Raw genomic sequence first — 16,798 nt, 5'->3', positions numbered from 1 at the left:
ACAGCTCCTAAAAGGATTTGCCTGCTTCAACAATAGTACTCATGATTCACATCCTTGCCAATAAATCAATCAACACACGGGCTATAAAACTTTTTTATATCGATGTTTTGATCATAAGATTTATCGTGTTAAATCAGTTTACATGTATACTACCATATTCTTTTATTCTATTAATGAGGTAAACATGGGACAAAATATCTTGTAGATTAGCCATTAAAATAAATATTAACTATGAAAGGAAAGTCTTTTAAGACTAGTTTTTTCAGGACTGATTTTCCTCAGTTTCAAAAATACTTTTTCCTCTCAATCAAAAAATAGTATCAAAGATATTTTTAAACCTATAGTCTTTTACAGCCTTCTCATTTTGATAAATAGGAGAACTACTATTCTTAAACAAAGAATTTTTCTCAATTGGATACCTGAAATCGATCCTATTTTTTTGCTTTTGGTGGAGTCAATACCCTCTATGTTCTATTTATAAATATAAATTATTGATTGAGAATCACTTAGTTATGAGTGTAAGCTTAATCTTATCAAGTATTAATACCAGTGTAAATATTTTTTTAAGCAAGAAGTATTAATACGAGCTTAGTGTAGATAGTGACTCTTTTAATATATTCTCAATATCATTTAGAATTTCTTTCTCTTTGTCTGTGCTTTCCTTCACATCGGTACTAACTCTCTAATTATTGTAGCCAGCCGCTACCAACAGCTTGTGCCTAGCCATTAGAAAAAACTCCTATTACAGCTTCGGCAGGCGTTTTTGTAACTATGTACTGTATTTGTAGTGTCCATTTCTATCACGTGTTAAATACCTATTTGCACCGTTATAAAGAGGTCGTCCTCCTGCAAAAGATAGCGAAAAGAGATTCAATGATAAAAGATCTTATACGAATTTTTTGAGAGGTTTATATTTCTATTTTTTTTGTAAAAGATGTAGAATTTAATTATCAAAGAGAAAGTGGTGTTTAGTATGACAGATTATGAAAAAAAAGAAGCTGCTGTTTTAGAAAATATTGTGGATACCATGACAAATTTAGATTCAGAATTAGATAAACTAGATTCCTTAAATGAAGATAAAACCAAAAAACATGAATTAAAAAAATGGTATGCAGAAAAGAAAGCTATTCATGACATCAAACATATCCTCCATAATGTTGGGAAGTATGAAAAGTATGATGACGATGAAATGAAAAAAATTGATGCATATATTGAAAACTTTATGAGCTAATAAAATCAGGATCCTACGATTATGGGATCCTGATTTTTATTTTGGCCTAATGAATACTATCCATACATTGACACTCCTAGCTAAATAGGTACGGTCAAAGATTTTATGTTATACTTGATTTTCTAGAAAATTCATTCTCATAAGGAGTTATCATATGAAAAAAACTAACTTTGTAGTCGTCTTTTGGCTGCTTTTAACGCTCATTTCATTCATTGTATTTCTGTTTAATTTTCATTCATTCTGGGATTCAATCGCTACTTTGTTCTTTCCTAACCCCGACACTGACTATCTGAGTAAAAATGATATTTATCGTGAGATGGTCACTGTATTACCTATGATGGCAGCAACAGCAGTATTTTTTTATATTGGATTGAAACAAGGTCTGAAAATTTACAATCAAAATTAGCATCCACCAGCTATTTGTATGCCATAATAAATCAGTAAAGTAAAGTCATACTAATTTTAGTTAGTCCTTAGGCACTTCGTTAATAATTTAACGGAAGTGCCTAATTCTATTTATCATTCCACACTATGCTGAGTTAATGGAATTAATCACTAATCAACGTACTTTAATTTAAACAGTACAGCATAATTGTGTAAAATACTATTTTTCGGGTGTTCATCTATGCAAAGAAACCAAAATAAAAAAATGCTTATAGGCCCCTTCCCTTGTCAGAGATAGTCTATAAGCAAATTGAAAACTGGACTTGTCTTCGCGGTGCTCTGCTCGAATACATTCCAAGAATATCATGCCTTATTTTGTAAACGAGGCGGATCACGCCGCGAGATATATCTACACGTTTCGAGTGTTCCAAAAATGTGATTTCCCTAGCACACAGTACGTCATACTTGCACATCATTGCAAATACAAGCAAGTATTGATCCGAAATTACTGCAGCTTCTACTTGGTCATGCGCGCAAAAACGACATTGAACGTTTATGCCTACATCACCCGTGAGAAAAAGAAAGAAAACATCGCCAATTTCGAAAATTTCATTAAGAATTTATCGAGTGGGGCAAGCCCCAAATTCGCAAGAATCCATCAAGCAAAAAAGCCTTGATGTAGAGCCTTAAGAGAGGTAAGAAGCGACCTTCGTCGCCAATAAATCAATCGCCACGTGGTTTTCGCCACCTTCTGGTACGATAATATCCGCATAACGCTTTGTTGGTTCAATAAATTGATGGTACATTGGCTTTACAACCGTTAAATACTGTTCGATGACCGAGTCTAGGGTTCTTCCTCGTTCCTCCATGTCCCGTTTGATTCGACGGATGATTCGAATATCGTCATCTGTATCAACATAAATCTTAATATCCATCAAATCCCGTAACCGCTCATCCTCTAGAATTAGAATTCCTTCTAAAATGATGACTTCTTTCGGCTCCTGCACTACTACCGCAGAACTGCGAGTGTGAGCTACATAGTCATATACCGGTTTTTCGATCGCTTCAAAATTCAACAGCTGTTTGACGTGTTCAATTAATAAATCTGTATCGAAAGCAAAGGGATGGTCATAGTTGGTCTCCAAACGTTCCTCAAAGCTTAAGTTGCTTTGATCTTTATAATAGGAATCTTGTTCCAGCATCATAATCGAATGATCTGGGAAATGATTGTAAATTGCACGGCTAACGCTTGTTTTCCCGCTGCCTGAGCCACCTGTTACACCAATGATAATTGGCTTGCTTTTCATGAAATAAAACCTCTTTCGTGTCTTTCGCTACAACTATTATAGCGAAAATCGCTTCAATTGCTATTGATTTATCAAAATTCTTGCAAAATTTTGTAAAGGTCGGTCAATTGACGAATTTGATACGTCGGTTGAATCTCTGCTGATGGTTTGTTTTGTGGATTCATCCAAACTGTATCAATTCCTGCCGTTTGTCCCCCTTTAATGTCTGAAGTTAAAGAATCCCCGATGATAACCGTTTGCTTTTTATTGATATGAGGAATTTCATCAAACACGATGTCAAAGTATTCCTTCATCGGCTTATGGACACCCATTTCCTCCGAAATAAAAAATTTCTGGAAATAAGGAGCCAATCCAGATTGCTTCAATCTTTGATGCTGCGTTTCTGAAACTCCATTAGTCACAACATACAATTCTTTAGTCTGGCTGAGACGTTTAACGACATCTAACCCATTTTTTATCAATTTGTGGCCTTGATTTAAGTAATAGCGATAACGTTCTTCGGTTTCTGGACCGTCTACCTTTTTGCCAACAGTATCAAAAAAGAGACTAAAACGCGTGTTCAGCAATTCATGACGGGAAAGCGTTCCATGTTCATGTTGGCGCCAAAAACCACGGTTCATTTCTTTGTAGACGTCCTTGACCTTTTCATCCAAAGGTACACCCATTTCTATAAATAGCTTGTTCAAAGCTTGCTCTTCAGCATCTTGAAAATCCAATAACGTATCATCAATATCAAACAATAAAGTCGTATACATTCTTTTTCCCTCTATCTAAAGTATTTTTTTAACTGCCGCAATTCTTCTAGAGTCAGTGACCGGTAGCTGCTTACTGCTAAATCAGCCGGTAAAGTCAAAGGCCCCATCGTCAAGCGCTGAAGATCTACTACTTTTTTACCACAGGCTAAAAACATTTTTTTCACCTGATGGAACTTTCCTTCATGAATTATGAGTTCCACCGTAGAAGCTTTTTCACTGGCAAAAAGAATTTTCAGTTCTGCCGGCTGGCAAATAATGCCACCATGAAAGACAATCCCTTTGGAAAAAGCATTCACATCTTCTTCTGTCACTAGTTCGTTGACCACTGCTCGATAGGTTTTAGCTACCTCTTCCTTTGGCTGCAGCAAATCATAACCAAGCTGACCATTGTCAGTCAGCAAAAGCAAACCAGTAGTATCTCGATCCAAACGTCCTACAGGATAAAGCTCCGACCGTTGATCCTTCGAATTAATTAAATCCAGCACTGTACGATGATGAACATCCTGTTTGGCTGTCACTACACCCTTAGGCTTATTCAATAAATAGTAAACCTGATTTGTTTGTAATCGCTGTCCAGCTACTACGATATCATGCAGCTGACTATCCACATTTCGCTGTGGATTCAATTCAACTTCATTATCTACTGTTACCCGCTTCATTAGAAACAGACGCTTCATTTCTTTTCGAGTAGTCTGCAAACGAGTTTCAATCAATTTATCCAAACGCACTATGAAAACTCCTTTAGGCTTGTCGGATACATTATACTGGAATTTTTAACGAATGTAATTAGGCTGCTTCTATCTTTAAAGAAAAAAGGGAGAATTAAATTCTCTATTCCTAAATTAGGCAAGGGAACTCGGCTTTCTCTAAACTACAGAGAAGCAAGAGTTATTCTTTTCATTCGAACAATTTTGTAAGTTCATTGACAGCCAGATAAATGGTGAAATTTTTTTAATTTTCTTATACTAGTCAGCAGAAGAGCAGCTTGCTGCTCAAAATTTTATAAAATGAGGAGTATAACTATGCAAAAAGGCTTAACTGGGTTTCAACTTAAAATAATCGGAGTCATCACCATGGTCATAGATCATTTAGGACAATTTTTCTCTTTCCTAGGTGTACCGCTATGGTTTCACTGGATTGGACGAATTGCTGCACCGATTTTCTTGTTTGAAAGTTCTGAAGGCTTTGTTCATACAAGTAATCGTAAAAAATATATGTTTCGCTTACTGATCGGCTTTTGGATTATGGGAGCAATTGACTGGATTTTAAATACGTATTTCAGTATCGGTAATGCTGTAGTCATCAATAATATTTTCGGCACCCTCTTTTTAGGTACGGTTTTTATGCAGGCTGCTGACTGTTTGATTACTGGAGTTAAAAAAAAGCAGGGTCGGATGTTTGGCAAAGGTCTACTTTGGTTAATCCTTCCTTTGGTTCTTAGTGTTTTTCCTTTGCTTGTCCTTTCAGGAGGCGTAATAAACCCTGCTTTGATGATCGGTTTTCAAGTCTTCGCCTTTTTAGTACCCACATTGTTATTAACGGAAGGCGGATTTTTGTTTGTCCTTTTAGCAGTATTATTCTATCTGTTCCATGGTAAGAAGAGCTTACAGGTGACAGCACTAGTGGGTGTTGCTTTGATTTCACTAATCTTCGGCGGAATGCAACATCCTTTTGCCGAAAATTTCCAATGGATGATGCTGCTTTCAGCAATTCCAATTATCTTGTACCACGGTGAAAAGGGCCGAAGCATGCGTAACTTCTTTTACTACTTCTACCCTGCACATATCGCAATTTTTGCAATTATCAGCTTTTTCCTGCAAAAATAATCCAATTTTTCCTTGACTGGTTCACAGAAAAGTTTTACAATCCGTTTTGTGAACAAATCGTACAGATAACGCGGTTTAATACGCGTCGAGAGAGAGGCGGTTTCTATTAATTTAGAGACGTCTCTCTTTTTTTGTCTTGAACTATTTGTTCTGCTAACAAAAACTGAGGTGATATTTATGAAAGAAAAAACTATTCGTTTAATTCCTGCCGTTCTGGCTACCGGAATTATGTCCTTTTCTGGTGTACTGATTGAAACGGCCATGAACGTGACTTTTCCAACCTTGATTCATCAATTTGGGCTGTCAACTGCTTTAGTCCAATGGGTCACGACTATCTATTTACTGATTATTTCTATTATGGTACCCTTTGCTAATTATTTATTGAAAAATTATTCGATCCGTCACTTGTTTATTGCAGCTAACTTATTCTTCATTGCAGGTCTTATCATTGATTTTTGGTCCCCTACTTTTAGTGTACTGCTGCTGGGTCGCTTATTTCAGGGGATTAGTACGGGAATTGCTCTGCCGTTAATGTTTCATATTATCTTGAATTTCACCCCAATGCATAAACGAGGAACTATGATGGGTGTAGGTACATTGACCACTTCGATTGCTCCAGCAATAGGTCCAACCTATGGCGGATTACTGACATCGGCGTTATCCTGGCATTATATTTTTCTTTTTTTAGTACCGGTTCTATGCGTTTCTATGATTATTGGCTTAGTTACAATTCCTGAGATGGCCATCAAAAAGACTACTAAGTTGGACTTTTTAGGTTTATTAGGAGTTGGATTGCTATTTAGTGGTCTGCTGCTCTTTTTAAATCAGTTAGGTTCTTGGTTTAGTCTGATTCCTTTATTGATAGGATTAGCTGGGGCAGCCTTATTCTACCGCCAGGCAAACCGGGCGGAATACCCTTTAGTACGACTAGCTGTTTTGAAAAATAAAACCTTTCGACTATTCCTATTTGGCTTTCTCGTTTGCCAATTTCTACTGTTAGGGATTTCTTTTGTCTTGCCGAATTTTCTACAGATTATTTTAGGTAAGGATGCCTTTGTATCTGGGTTAGTGATGCTGCCAGGTGCAGCTGTAGGGGCAATTTTAGCACCTGTCTCTGGTCGTGTTTTAGATAGTGTAGGTCCGAAAAAACCGATCTTATTTGGCTTAACTTTTGCGACTATCGGCTGGATCGGGTTAACGATTCTATTGAAGTCTCCAGTTTTATTAGGCTTTGTTGCTGGACACGTTTTTTACATGATTGGCATCGGATTTGCTTATAGCAACATGATGACTGCCGGCATGAATCAGCTATCAGAAAAAGACTATGGTGATGGTAATACCTTGTTTAATACACTACAGCAGTTTTCCGGAGCAGTAGCCACTGCCATTGTTGCGACCATCATTAATTTGGCACAGGTACACCAAGGCAATTTTCGGCAAGGGACGGTGTTGGGATCCCAATTATCTCTGATCTTCTTATTGATCTTACTAATTATCATCTTCGCAGCAACAATTATTCATTTTAAAAAGAAAGCGTAAAAAAGACCTGACAATTTTTTTGTCAGGTCTTTTCTATTCAATTAACGAAATGCATAAATGATCTCGGTAATTCCTACTAGCATAAAGTAAGCACCAACCAGGAAACTCAAAGTTAGAACTGAAGATAGTGGATTGAACAATAGATAGATTCCTAGAAGAATCCCGATAACGTTCACCACTACTGTAAACCAGTAGTAGCCATTGCTATAAACTTTTGCAGTTCCGGCTGTCATTAAACCTACGATAGAATCCAATAAGAACCAAAAAGCAAACACAAATGGTAAAGTGATTACGCCTGCACCGATATTAAACAGCAGCAGTACCCCAATCACAATATCAATAATTCCGATAACGATCGGCATTTTGCTTTGGTATCCAGTGAATTCCTTCACCTTGTTCCGTACAAAAATTTCAAATAGACCTTTAATAATAGCAAAGGCACCAATTACAATTACAATAGCTACAAGATTTCCTACCGGATCTTGAAACGAAAGTAATGCAACCAAAATAAAAAGTATTCCTAAAATAAAAGAGCCCCAATTGAACCCTTTTTGTTGTCGAGTATCCATAATTACTCCTCCTCTCTTTTAAAACACTAGCATAAGAAATAATTTTCGTCAGGTCTCACGCCTTGAAAATGCTTTTTCGTATTTTTTGTAAAAGTAATGCAGACGTTTTCAAATTAAAAGCGTTTTTCCTTGCAATTTGCTGAAAAACACGTTAATCTTTAATTAGATCGTAAATTTATGCGATCTGCTAAGTGAATCAAAGGTTTCTCATACACAGCGTAATGACCTGGTAGAGAAAGTTGAACCTAGACTTTTTTTAGACAGTTGCGCTCGCGACTGTCTTTTTGCGTATTTTCGCAAAACCATTGTGCTGAGAATAACCCGTCACTTTAAGAGCATCTGACTGAAAACCAACGGTCAGTGACATTTTAAGGAGGAATTTGGTTATGGCAGTATCATTGAAAGTAGAAGAAAGAGCAACCCGTCCCCGATCCCTACGCAACAAGCTACGTCACGAAGGTAAAGTACCTGGTATCGTTTATGGATACAATGTGGAAAGCACACCTATCTCAATCGATGACCATGAATTCATGCGTTTATTGCGCGAAAACGGATCAAACACAGTCTTCACAATGGATTTGAATGGTAAAAAAGTAAATACTTTGCTTCACGATTATCAAGCAGACACATTTACTCGCGAATTGACTCACGTTGAATTCTTGTCAGTAAATATGACAGAAGAAACTGAAGTTGAAACTGAAATCGTACTAGTTGGGGAAGCAGTTGGTGCTAAAGCTGGCGGCGTATTAACTCAAACATTGTACACAATCGTTGTTTCAGCAACACCAGACAAATTGCCTGAAAATGTTGAAGTAGACGTTACTAAACTAGAAATTGGCGACTCAATTACAATTGGCGATTTAGCTGCACATGCTGATTACACTATCGTTACTGATGCTGAGGAACAAATCGCAGCAGTTCAAGGAGCGCAAGAAGAAGAACCTGAAACTGGTGAACCTGCTGAAGCAGCACAACCAGAAGTAATTGGTGAATCAGAAGAATAAGATTAACACATCAAAAGCAGGAGATCAGCGGATCTCCTGCTTTTTTCTAATAGTCAAACTGACGATAGTAGCGACGAATGTCCAACGGATGACAATTTAATTTTTCAATATGGGCATCCATTCGTTGCGTGACACAATGCATCAGCAACGGTGACAGGATGCGTCCGCGATATTTTTCACTAATTCCTTCAACAGGATAATCCTTTGTATCGATGAAGGTATAATCTCCACAAATCCATGGCAGCAGATTTGCCACCCGCTCGGCTAATGGCCGTTGTTCGTCTTCTCCTAAGAATAAGGTAACTGGCGTGGTTTCATCCACTACTTCCAAGGTACCATGCAGAAATTCGGCTGCATGAATAGATTTTGAACGCAGCCAGCTTTGCTCTTCCCAGTAACACATAGCATAGGAATAAACAGCTCCCCATTGGTTTCCAGCACCAATGAAATAATGCATTGGATCATGACGATGCTTTTCAACAAACTTCAAACCAAATACATCTGCTTGTTTCTCAGCTTCAACCAAACCAACAGCTAAATGTTGGTCTAACTCTTGATAATAATCTTCGTAATCTTCAAAGTCTCCATGATTTTTCATCAAGCGATCTGCGACCATAAAGAATTTCAGCTGCTCAGTTCCAGGATTTGGATAAGAAATTACCTGGTCACACAAATCAGCCAGAATGCTATCAGATGTATCAATGAAGCCAAACAGGACAGCTCCTGTTTTTTTGATTTCCTTTACAGCCTTCACCACCTCCTCAGTTGTGCCAGTTACTGAAGATAAAATGACCAAGGAATCCTTTGTTAGACGTCGATTGCCAGTAGTATAATATTCTGCCGCATGCTGAACATAAGCAGGAAGTGCACTTTTTCCATTGATATAAGTGACTGCCTGCATTGCAGACGCATAGGTTCCGCCTATTCCTAAATAATAAATTGCATCAATGCCTTTTTCCCAAACTTGATCTACCAGCTTTTCTACCTCTGGTCGTAAGTCTAATGCTCCTTGGATATCCTCAATTTGCTGCTGTTCGTTAAACTTTAACATGTCTTCACCTCTATAATTTACTTTTTAGTACATCGTCAAAATTATCAAAAATCCGTTGACTCAAATCGATTCCCTTAGCTGCTGCTGTTCGACAAGCAAATAACTGGAATGGAATAACCATTACTAAAGAGGAAAGAATACTCTCACCTTCAATTTCCAAACCCAAAACATTTTCTTCCTTGCTTATTCCAGCAGTTACAGTAAAGGTTTGCCCTACCGCTGGCTCCATGTATCCTCGCAGCATCGCTGCACGCTTAGCATTCTCATCAACAGTTTCTACAAAAAACAGGATATGCTGACTATCAGCTTCAAGATAAGGCCCATGCATATAAGCCTCCAGTTCAAAGCCCTGAGAAGGCTTACGAACCGTTTCCGTAAACTTGGTTTCAAATTCTTTTACCGTTCCCCAGTTGGCTCCATAGCCAATTCCAATAAATCGTTCCGAAAGCTTAAAGATCGCTTCGTGTCTTTTAAAAAAAGCTTCTGACACTTCTATAATAGAAGGAATACGTTTAACCAATTGCCGTAATTCATCAATTGTCTGTTGGATCGTCTCTTTCGGCAGCCCTTTCGCTTGTCCGATTGCTAGTCCCAACAACATCAGTTGAAGTACGGTTGCTACATATCCCTTAGTGACAAAGCCAACTGTTTCTACTCCGATATTCAAGTCAATCGTCCGATCGGCTTTTTGAGCCAAGGAGCTTTCTAAATTACTAGTCAAGGCTATGGTATACAGCTCAGACTGTTCTAATGCTTCTAAGGCATAAATCGTTGAAGCACTTTTTCCACTTTGAGAAACAGCAACCACCGTATCAATCGCAGATGAAAGCTTGCCATAATGCTGGAAATGATAAGGCTCTTCAATCGTGATCGTTACATTTCCTAACTGCTCTAGTGCAACCTTGGCTGCCAAGCATGCATTGTAAGAAGAGCCAGTTGCCAACACCAAAATATTTTGGCAGTTTTCTAATTCGGTCTCCGTTTTCTTTGAAAAATTATCTAAGATACGTAATAACATCGGCTCCTCCTCATGGATATAATCCAACATTGTTGCCATATTTTCCCTCCTAAAAGATTCCTATTAACGAACCTAAAATACCAACAACTGCAATACTGATTAAAATGATTAATGGATTCAGATCTTTCTTCAACAGATAAAATACACCGCCAAATGCCCCCAAGGACAAAATCTTAGGAACGATATCATCAAACAAGCTTTGAACCGTCACCGCATTGTTGCCGGAACCAATTTGTAGGGGGATATTTACCTCAATCATCGTGGCAGTCATCCCGCCAACTACCATCAATCCAATAATCGCTGCGCCGAAAGTCAAGCTTTCCATCATGCCATTTTCCTGAATTTTCTTTAAAAAGCCTGTGCCTAATTTATAGCCCCAGCCAGTCGCAAAGTAGCGGAACAAAAGATGTGGAACATTAAAGATTACCAAAAATAAAATCGGTCCTAAAATGTTTCCCTGAAGCGCTAATGACGTTCCTACGCCTGTTGCAATTAACCGTAATGTTCCCCAGAACAGTGAATCGCCAATCCCTGCTAAAGGCCCCATTAACGAAGTCTTAATACTGTCGATGGCCGTTACATCAAAGCTAGGGTCGTTAGCATTTTCTTCCTCCATCGCTGCATTGATTCCTAAGATCAAGGTAACGACATGAGGAGTTGTGTTAAAAAATTCCAAATGTCGTTTCAGACTGCTGGCCATTGCTTCTTTAGTGGTATACAATTTTTTCAAAATTGGAATCATGGCATAAGCATAGGCCATATTCATCTGCCGTTCGTAATTCCATGAGAATTCCATTTGGAAGGAACGCCAGAACACCTTATTCAAATCCTTCTTTGTAATTTTCAACTCGTTATTAGAAGTCTTCGTCATCATCGATTACCTCCCCGGTAGTGGTTTGAACAGACTGAGCTGCCCGAACATTCATAATATTCACAACAACAACAGCTACAATCGCTCCGAAAATAGCTAGACCAGTCACAGGAATTTCTAAATAAGCTGCTAAAGCAAAGCCCAAGAAGAAATAAGGAGCGACCTTCTTGTTTAACAGCAATCGTGCCAGCATCGCAAATCCTAAAGCTGGAATCAAGCCTGTTGCCACACTTAGTCCATGCTGTACGAATTCTGGAATACTATTTAACAAACCACCAACTGTTTTACTCCCTACCATAAAGGAAATAGTAACAACTAATCCCAGCATCAGGGACAAGCCAAAGCCAGCCATTAAATGCATCCGTTCTACACCCTTGTAGTTTCCTTGTTCCGCGTAATCATCTGCCTTGTGGTTCATAATCGGAATCAATAATCCTAAATAGACATTTTTCAAAATTAAGGTTAAAGTAGCAATCGGCAAACCTAGCAGTAAAGCCGTTTCTGTTCCTGCGCCTGCAGTAATTGCAAATGCCGTTCCCAATACACCACCTGTTACTACATCAGGCGGGATGGAGCCGCCCACTGAAAATGACCCAATAAATGCTAACTCTAACGTTGCTCCCATAATGACGCCCGTCTTTACATCACCTAGTACAATACCTACAAACAAACCAGTCACAATTGGTCTAGAAAGTAGTGATGTTCCCAACGCATATTCTGACTGTACTATAAAAGCCACAATCCCCAGTAGGATAGCTTGTCCTATCATCGTTTTCCCCCATTTCTTATAGCACTTCAGTAACCTTAACTTTTTTCTCTGATGGTACCTGTTGGATATCTATCTCAATTCCCTTTTCCCCCAGCTGCTTTAGCAATTCTTCCTCTTCCGGCACCACATTGACAGATTTACCAATACTGCGAGAACCTTCTTTCGCTTTAATCCCTCCTAGATTGATTCGTTTAATTTCCGGGTACGCTTCTGCTAATTTATACGCATCAGCAATGGATTCCACTACAATAAATAATTTGTACTTATCGGTTACGCCACTTTTTAAGGCCGCAATTGAGTCCTCAATATTCTTGATTACTAGCTTGACTCCTTGTGGTTTGGCCAATTTAATCGTTGTTTTGCGAATTTCATTTGTTGGCACATCATTGTTAGCAATTAAAATGCAATCTGCACCAATCGTTTGGGTCCAAGAAAAAGCAACCTGTCCATGAAGCAAACGATGGTCAACTCTCGTCAATAAAATCATCTTTTTTTCCTCCTGTTTTGTTTAAAATTCTTCCTCCGCTAATTCCTTTTTAACGGTTTCATTACAAAATTGAATACTTGCTTTAGCTTCCTCCAGCGCTTCTTGAATGATTACCGATGTAGTATTAACATTGTTTATTCGGGTGGTCAAGCCAATTAAGAAGGGTAAATTCAAGCCCGCCACCAAATAGAAATTCGGGCAATGAATGTAGTGCAGGAATTCGTTATTGACACTGCCGCCAAATAAATCTGTAACAACAATCAAGTCATCAGCTGCATGAGCTTTCATGATTTCCCGTACTTCTTTAGTTAAATCAAAGGTTTCCTCCATGTAACAATCTAACGCTGTAATAGATGTATCTCCTCCACAGATCAGCTGCAATGAACTCAGAATTCCCGACGAAAATGCTCCATGAGAGGCTAAAATAATTTTTCTTGCCATACGCTTCACCTCGCTTACCTAAGAAAGACTTCGCAAACTCGCTCAGCTTTGGAGCAGCTGCGAAAATTCCTTTCTTTATGAATATAAAAAGCAAGTCCTGTGCCAACTTTAGTGGCAAGGGACTTGCTTTTCTTAAAAATCTTCAATTTCAGCTGTTGCATCAGTCGTTTTAAAGACAATATCATAAATGTAGGCAATCTCTGAGTCAGGGATTTTGACACTATAAACCTTTTCTATGACACTAAATGCCATTTTGATCTGTTGGAGCACTTCTTTTTGACACTGATACAATTCTTCATAGCCCTGATAACTGTCAATCGCTACATTGCGAATCAATCGTTCAATTAAGCAGCTAACATGAACATATAAAGCCAGCTTCTTCGCATTACTGATAGTCAGCTTTGTAAGACTCTCTAGTTCTCGCATAAAAAGCTCGATTTCTCCCATAACTTTGTCTGTATCAAGAATAGTCACTGAGTCAATCACCTTTTCCAAGGAGAAGTTACGAATAATATTGCTGTTGAACACGGCATTCTCTTCAGGCGTTAACGTTTTGTCCAACCAGCAAACTAATGTCTGCTCTTCATCACCAGAAATCAGTTCCTCTAAAGATAAATAAGGAATTGTTGGAATATCAGGATCAGCTGTGCCAATAACTCCCAAGACTTCATACATGGAAAAAATTGTTTCAGCTTCTTTTTTTTCCTTCAATAGATGGTATTCATAAGGTAAAATCTTCAAATTAGAGGTTGACGGCAAACTTTTTTCTAGCAGATGACAAATGTGTTCAGCTGTGCCAATTCCAGTAAAGCAGGTGGTGATTAACATCTGCAGCTTGTTCTCCTCGGGATAAATGATTTCCCAATCCAATGGCACTGCCTCAGCGGTCTGCTGGACAATTTCTTGCAAGGATTTCTGCTGCTGCAGCTGCTCGCCCATCACAATCGCCAAAGGGGTCGTTACATTGTTCATAATGACAATCGGTGTAGTTATCTGCTTAGGAAAGTATTGATAGATTTCCTTTAATGATCCCATATCAACTAAAATCACTAAGCCATTCGAAACATCATGGTACTCACTGTAATTTAAAATTTCCTCAGCAATTTGCTGTGGCGTGACATCCAATGGCATATCAAAGGACTCGAAAATATCTTTACCTAATAAACGGTTCGCAACATTAGCAATGCTGCTAGCAGTTGCATACCCATGAGCCACGACAACCGCCTTAGGAATTCCGGCTAGCTTCTTCCAATCAGTTTTACTTAAATAAATAGTCAAAAGCACCTTGTCCATCGGTGAAATGTCCAAATCTAATTTCGGACGACACAATTCTAAGACACGGGTGACATAACGATAGCTAGCAGCATAACGCTGTTCTACCTGCCTTTCCAACTCCTTAATCAGTCGATTAATATCAGGATCTTCCGGATACCAATGGCTGCTTCCTCGCTGGAATAAGTAGTAGCTGATGGCATACACACTATTTCCATTAAAGCGAATTTGGTAGGCACTTTCCATTTGAGTGAAGGTATCCCGCACATATTGAGTTAAATAAATCAACAGCTCATGCTTTTGCTGGCGATCGGTTTCAAACAGCAAGAAATCAAATAATCCTTCTACTTCCTTTTTGAACTTCTTCTCGCAGGCTATCAACTGACACTCCTGCTGCTGAAATTCGGTTAATAGCCGTTCAAAGGTTTTCATGACACGCTGCTGCTTAGGATGAGCTTTTTCAACCAGCTGCTCTAAGGAAAGTTGATCGTTGAGATAAATTTCCTCTTGAATCGTTGATTGGGTTGTCAGATTGGAGGTATTCAGGCTGCTATCCGGTAGATGATAAATTGTGATCTGAATCTCCGCTGTCCCCTTTTGCTCCGAAAAAGCCTTAGCGACCGTCACCTTGACGACATTTTTCAATTCTCCAATGTTCCCGTTCCAGGTACCGCTGGCTAGCAGCTGCAAGACTTGCCCCGAGACCTTCATTGGGAGATGTAATTTTAGCTGTTCGGCTAATAGGAAAGAATAAATTAATTCCAGCCGTTCAGTTCGATTGCGTGCTGCTAGAGCAGGCAATTCAATTTGAATCGGGATTCGCCGAATAAAGGTCGTCAAAAAGCTGCTCTGCAAATCTTCAGTTGTCGCAAAAAACAGGCGGGTATTAATTTTCAGCGGATGATTGGTATCTCCCATCCGGTAAATAATTCCCTGATCTAGGAAGGTAAAGAGCTTTTCCTGGCCTTCGGGGTTCAAACGATGGACTTCATCTAAAAATAAAATTCCCTGATCAGCTGCCTCAAAAGCTCCTTCTTTGTCTTGATCCGCACCGGTGTAGGCTCCTTTCACATGACCAAAAAGATTGCTAGTCAGCAATTCGGGGTTATTGGCATATTGCGCACAATTCAACGTCACAAAGGGGGCATTTTCATCAATCAGACCCTTTTCTAAGCAGTATTGATAAATGATTTTGACCATGAAGCTTTTCCCCGTGCCACTTTCACCAGTAATTAAAACCGGTAAACCATTTCCGGGATAATCCAATGCCGTTTTAATTTGATCCACGCTGCGCCTTAAGCTTTTATCGTGGCCTATTACTAATGAAAACAAATCCTTTTGCTGATCAAACAAGGGCTGCTCTTTGATAATTTCCTCCAGCGACCGATAATAGGTCTGACTTAATGAGAAAAATTGTCTTTCAAAAGCCTCCTTATGAAAGTAGTAGACTGGTCGAGAATTCACTTTAATCAATAACCCTTCATCATTCAGCTGGTTCAGATAATGGCTGATCGTGTTGCGTTTTACTTGAAAAATTTCAGCCAGCTTTTTCGTAGTAAACACTTCATTAACCGCTTTCAAATCAATAAAGGCTGTTTGATTTTCTAAATAGTTTAGTAGTTTTGCTTTCATGGTTCTCACCTCTTTAAATGGTCGATTCCTTATGATTGTAGCAAAGACTCGCTCAAAAACAAATTCCTTTTTCCTAGTAGCAAATAATTGTCTTTTCTTACAAAAAGTTTTACAATAAGGCACTACAAAGGCAAGGTTCAGTAAATTGCGCTATAATTAGCTATAGACCTGTTCCACAAAGGAGGACAAAACATGTTTGAAACATTTGATGCAAATAGAAGTCGTTATGCCTCTGTCGGTGTAGTCTCCAGCTTGCCTGGTGAATTGATAGACAGCATTTGGTTTATCATCGATTTGGATTTGAAGGGCTTGATTCCGTTAGACAATATGCTGACATTTGATCTTGTAAACAAGCAAGGACATGTCACAATGCACTTCTCACAAGAAGGCAGTGAGGTAGAGATGGATATTGACCTTCCTTTTGTCTATTCTTCCGAATTCCCAGCAGAAGTTTATGCTTATGATGACGGCAATCGCCAAACGATCTTATTACCTAACGAAATTAGACAACGTTAAAACAAACAATAAACGCTTTGCAAATGATTTTGTAAAACCAAACAGCAACTAAACGGAATACTAAAAGTTAAGAATTTTCGTTAGTTTTACCATTTCTTTACCTATCAAAAAGGCGTACCAGTAGCG

At 38.6% G+C, this 16,798-nt stretch carries 17 protein-coding genes; 6 read left to right on the top strand and 11 right to left on the bottom strand.

Features of this window, described 5'->3' with window-relative positions; genetic code table 11:
• Nucleotides 1–973: 973 nt before the first annotated feature.
• Together IGI46_RS05670 and IGI46_RS05665 are read left to right on the top strand one after the other, a co-directional pair.
• On the top strand, nt 974–1,231 hold the full coding sequence (locus IGI46_RS05670; protein ID WP_429962423.1) for a hypothetical protein: 258 nt from the start codon (nt 974–976) through the stop codon (nt 1,229–1,231).
• 154 nt (nt 1,232–1,385) lie between these two features.
• Nucleotides 1,386–1,637: a hypothetical protein gene (locus IGI46_RS05665; RefSeq protein WP_429962422.1), complete on the top strand. Its 252-nt coding sequence runs from the start codon at nt 1,386–1,388 to the stop codon at nt 1,635–1,637.
• Nucleotides 1,638–2,301: 664 nt separating this feature from the next.
• On the opposite strand, the gene udk is transcribed toward IGI46_RS05665, so the two are convergent.
• From udk to IGI46_RS05650, 3 genes are all read right to left on the bottom strand, one after another.
• The gene (gene udk / locus IGI46_RS05660) at nt 2,302–2,922 is read right to left on the bottom strand and encodes a uridine kinase (protein WP_429962421.1); all 621 of its coding nucleotides are present in this window, start codon (nt 2,920–2,922) and stop codon (nt 2,302–2,304) included.
• Between the two features lie 71 nt (nt 2,923–2,993).
• A complete protein-coding gene (locus IGI46_RS05655; RefSeq protein WP_429973119.1) occupies nt 2,994–3,677 on the bottom strand; it encodes a YjjG family noncanonical pyrimidine nucleotidase in 684 nt (227 codons plus the stop codon).
• Nucleotides 3,678–3,688: 11 nt separating this feature from the next.
• Nucleotides 3,689–4,405, bottom strand: coding sequence for a 16S rRNA pseudouridine(516) synthase (locus IGI46_RS05650; RefSeq protein ID WP_429973118.1), 717 nt, complete (start codon nt 4,403–4,405; stop codon nt 3,689–3,691).
• Nucleotides 4,406–4,699: 294 nt separating this feature from the next.
• Here IGI46_RS05650 and IGI46_RS05645 point away from each other — a divergent pair, with 294 nt between their 5' ends.
• Complete coding sequence (locus tag IGI46_RS05645; RefSeq protein ID WP_429973117.1) at nt 4,700–5,503, top strand: TraX family protein; 804 nt, start codon at nt 4,700–4,702, stop codon at nt 5,501–5,503.
• 177 nt (nt 5,504–5,680) lie between these two features.
• Complete coding sequence (locus IGI46_RS05640) at nt 5,681–7,042, top strand: MFS transporter (protein WP_429973116.1); 1,362 nt, start codon at nt 5,681–5,683, stop codon at nt 7,040–7,042.
• 41 nt (nt 7,043–7,083) lie between these two features.
• Here IGI46_RS05640 and IGI46_RS05635 read toward each other — a convergent pair whose 3' ends face one another.
• Nucleotides 7,084–7,611 carry an HdeD family acid-resistance protein gene (locus IGI46_RS05635; RefSeq protein WP_429962416.1) on the bottom strand — a complete coding sequence of 176 codons (528 nt, stop codon included), beginning with the start codon at nt 7,609–7,611 and terminating at the stop codon, nt 7,084–7,086.
• Between the two features lie 386 nt (nt 7,612–7,997).
• Here IGI46_RS05635 and IGI46_RS05630 point away from each other — a divergent pair, with 386 nt between their 5' ends.
• Nucleotides 7,998–8,615: a 50S ribosomal protein L25/general stress protein Ctc gene (locus IGI46_RS05630; RefSeq protein ID WP_429962415.1), complete on the top strand. Its 618-nt coding sequence runs from the start codon at nt 7,998–8,000 to the stop codon at nt 8,613–8,615.
• 46 nt (nt 8,616–8,661) lie between these two features.
• Here IGI46_RS05630 and IGI46_RS05625 read toward each other — a convergent pair whose 3' ends face one another.
• From IGI46_RS05625 to IGI46_RS05595, 7 genes are all read right to left on the bottom strand, one after another.
• The gene (locus IGI46_RS05625; protein ID WP_429973115.1) at nt 8,662–9,666 is read right to left on the bottom strand and encodes an SIS domain-containing protein; all 1,005 of its coding nucleotides are present in this window, start codon (nt 9,664–9,666) and stop codon (nt 8,662–8,664) included.
• Between the two features lie 10 nt (nt 9,667–9,676).
• A complete protein-coding gene (locus IGI46_RS05620) occupies nt 9,677–10,723 on the bottom strand; it encodes an SIS domain-containing protein (protein WP_429973114.1) in 1,047 nt (348 codons plus the stop codon).
• A gap of 10 nt (nt 10,724–10,733) precedes the next feature.
• Nucleotides 10,734–11,555 (bottom strand): PTS system mannose/fructose/sorbose family transporter subunit IID, encoded by an 822-nt coding sequence (locus IGI46_RS05615; RefSeq protein WP_429973946.1) that lies wholly within the window; start codon nt 11,553–11,555, stop codon nt 10,734–10,736.
• Nucleotides 11,539–12,324 carry a PTS mannose/fructose/sorbose/N-acetylgalactosamine transporter subunit IIC gene (locus tag IGI46_RS05610; RefSeq protein ID WP_429973113.1) on the bottom strand — a complete coding sequence of 262 codons (786 nt, stop codon included), beginning with the start codon at nt 12,322–12,324 and terminating at the stop codon, nt 11,539–11,541. The genes IGI46_RS05615 and IGI46_RS05610 overlap by 17 nt, the downstream gene beginning before the upstream one ends.
• Before the next feature lie 16 nt (nt 12,325–12,340).
• Nucleotides 12,341–12,811: a PTS sugar transporter subunit IIB gene (locus IGI46_RS05605; protein WP_429973112.1), complete on the bottom strand. Its 471-nt coding sequence runs from the start codon at nt 12,809–12,811 to the stop codon at nt 12,341–12,343.
• Nucleotides 12,812–12,832: 21 nt separating this feature from the next.
• Entirely contained in the window at nt 12,833–13,252 is a 420-nt protein-coding gene (locus tag IGI46_RS05600) for a PTS sugar transporter subunit IIA (protein ID WP_429973111.1), read from the bottom strand.
• A 132-nt stretch (nt 13,253–13,384) separates the two neighbouring features.
• Entirely contained in the window at nt 13,385–16,156 is a 2,772-nt protein-coding gene (locus IGI46_RS05595; protein WP_429973110.1) for a sigma 54-interacting transcriptional regulator, read from the bottom strand.
• A gap of 192 nt (nt 16,157–16,348) precedes the next feature.
• Between IGI46_RS05595 and IGI46_RS05590 the strand changes: the two genes are divergently transcribed.
• The gene (locus IGI46_RS05590; protein WP_010756414.1) at nt 16,349–16,672 is read left to right on the top strand and encodes a DUF960 domain-containing protein; all 324 of its coding nucleotides are present in this window, start codon (nt 16,349–16,351) and stop codon (nt 16,670–16,672) included.
• Nucleotides 16,673–16,798 lie beyond the last annotated feature (126 nt).

The sequence above is a fragment of the Enterococcus sp. AZ163 genome, assembly GCF_050498925.1.
Lineage (GTDB): Bacteria > Bacillota > Bacilli > Lactobacillales > Enterococcaceae > Enterococcus_A > Enterococcus_A ferrettii.
Note: the sequence above shows the minus strand (reverse complement) of the source record. Positions and strands in the feature narration are given on the sequence as shown.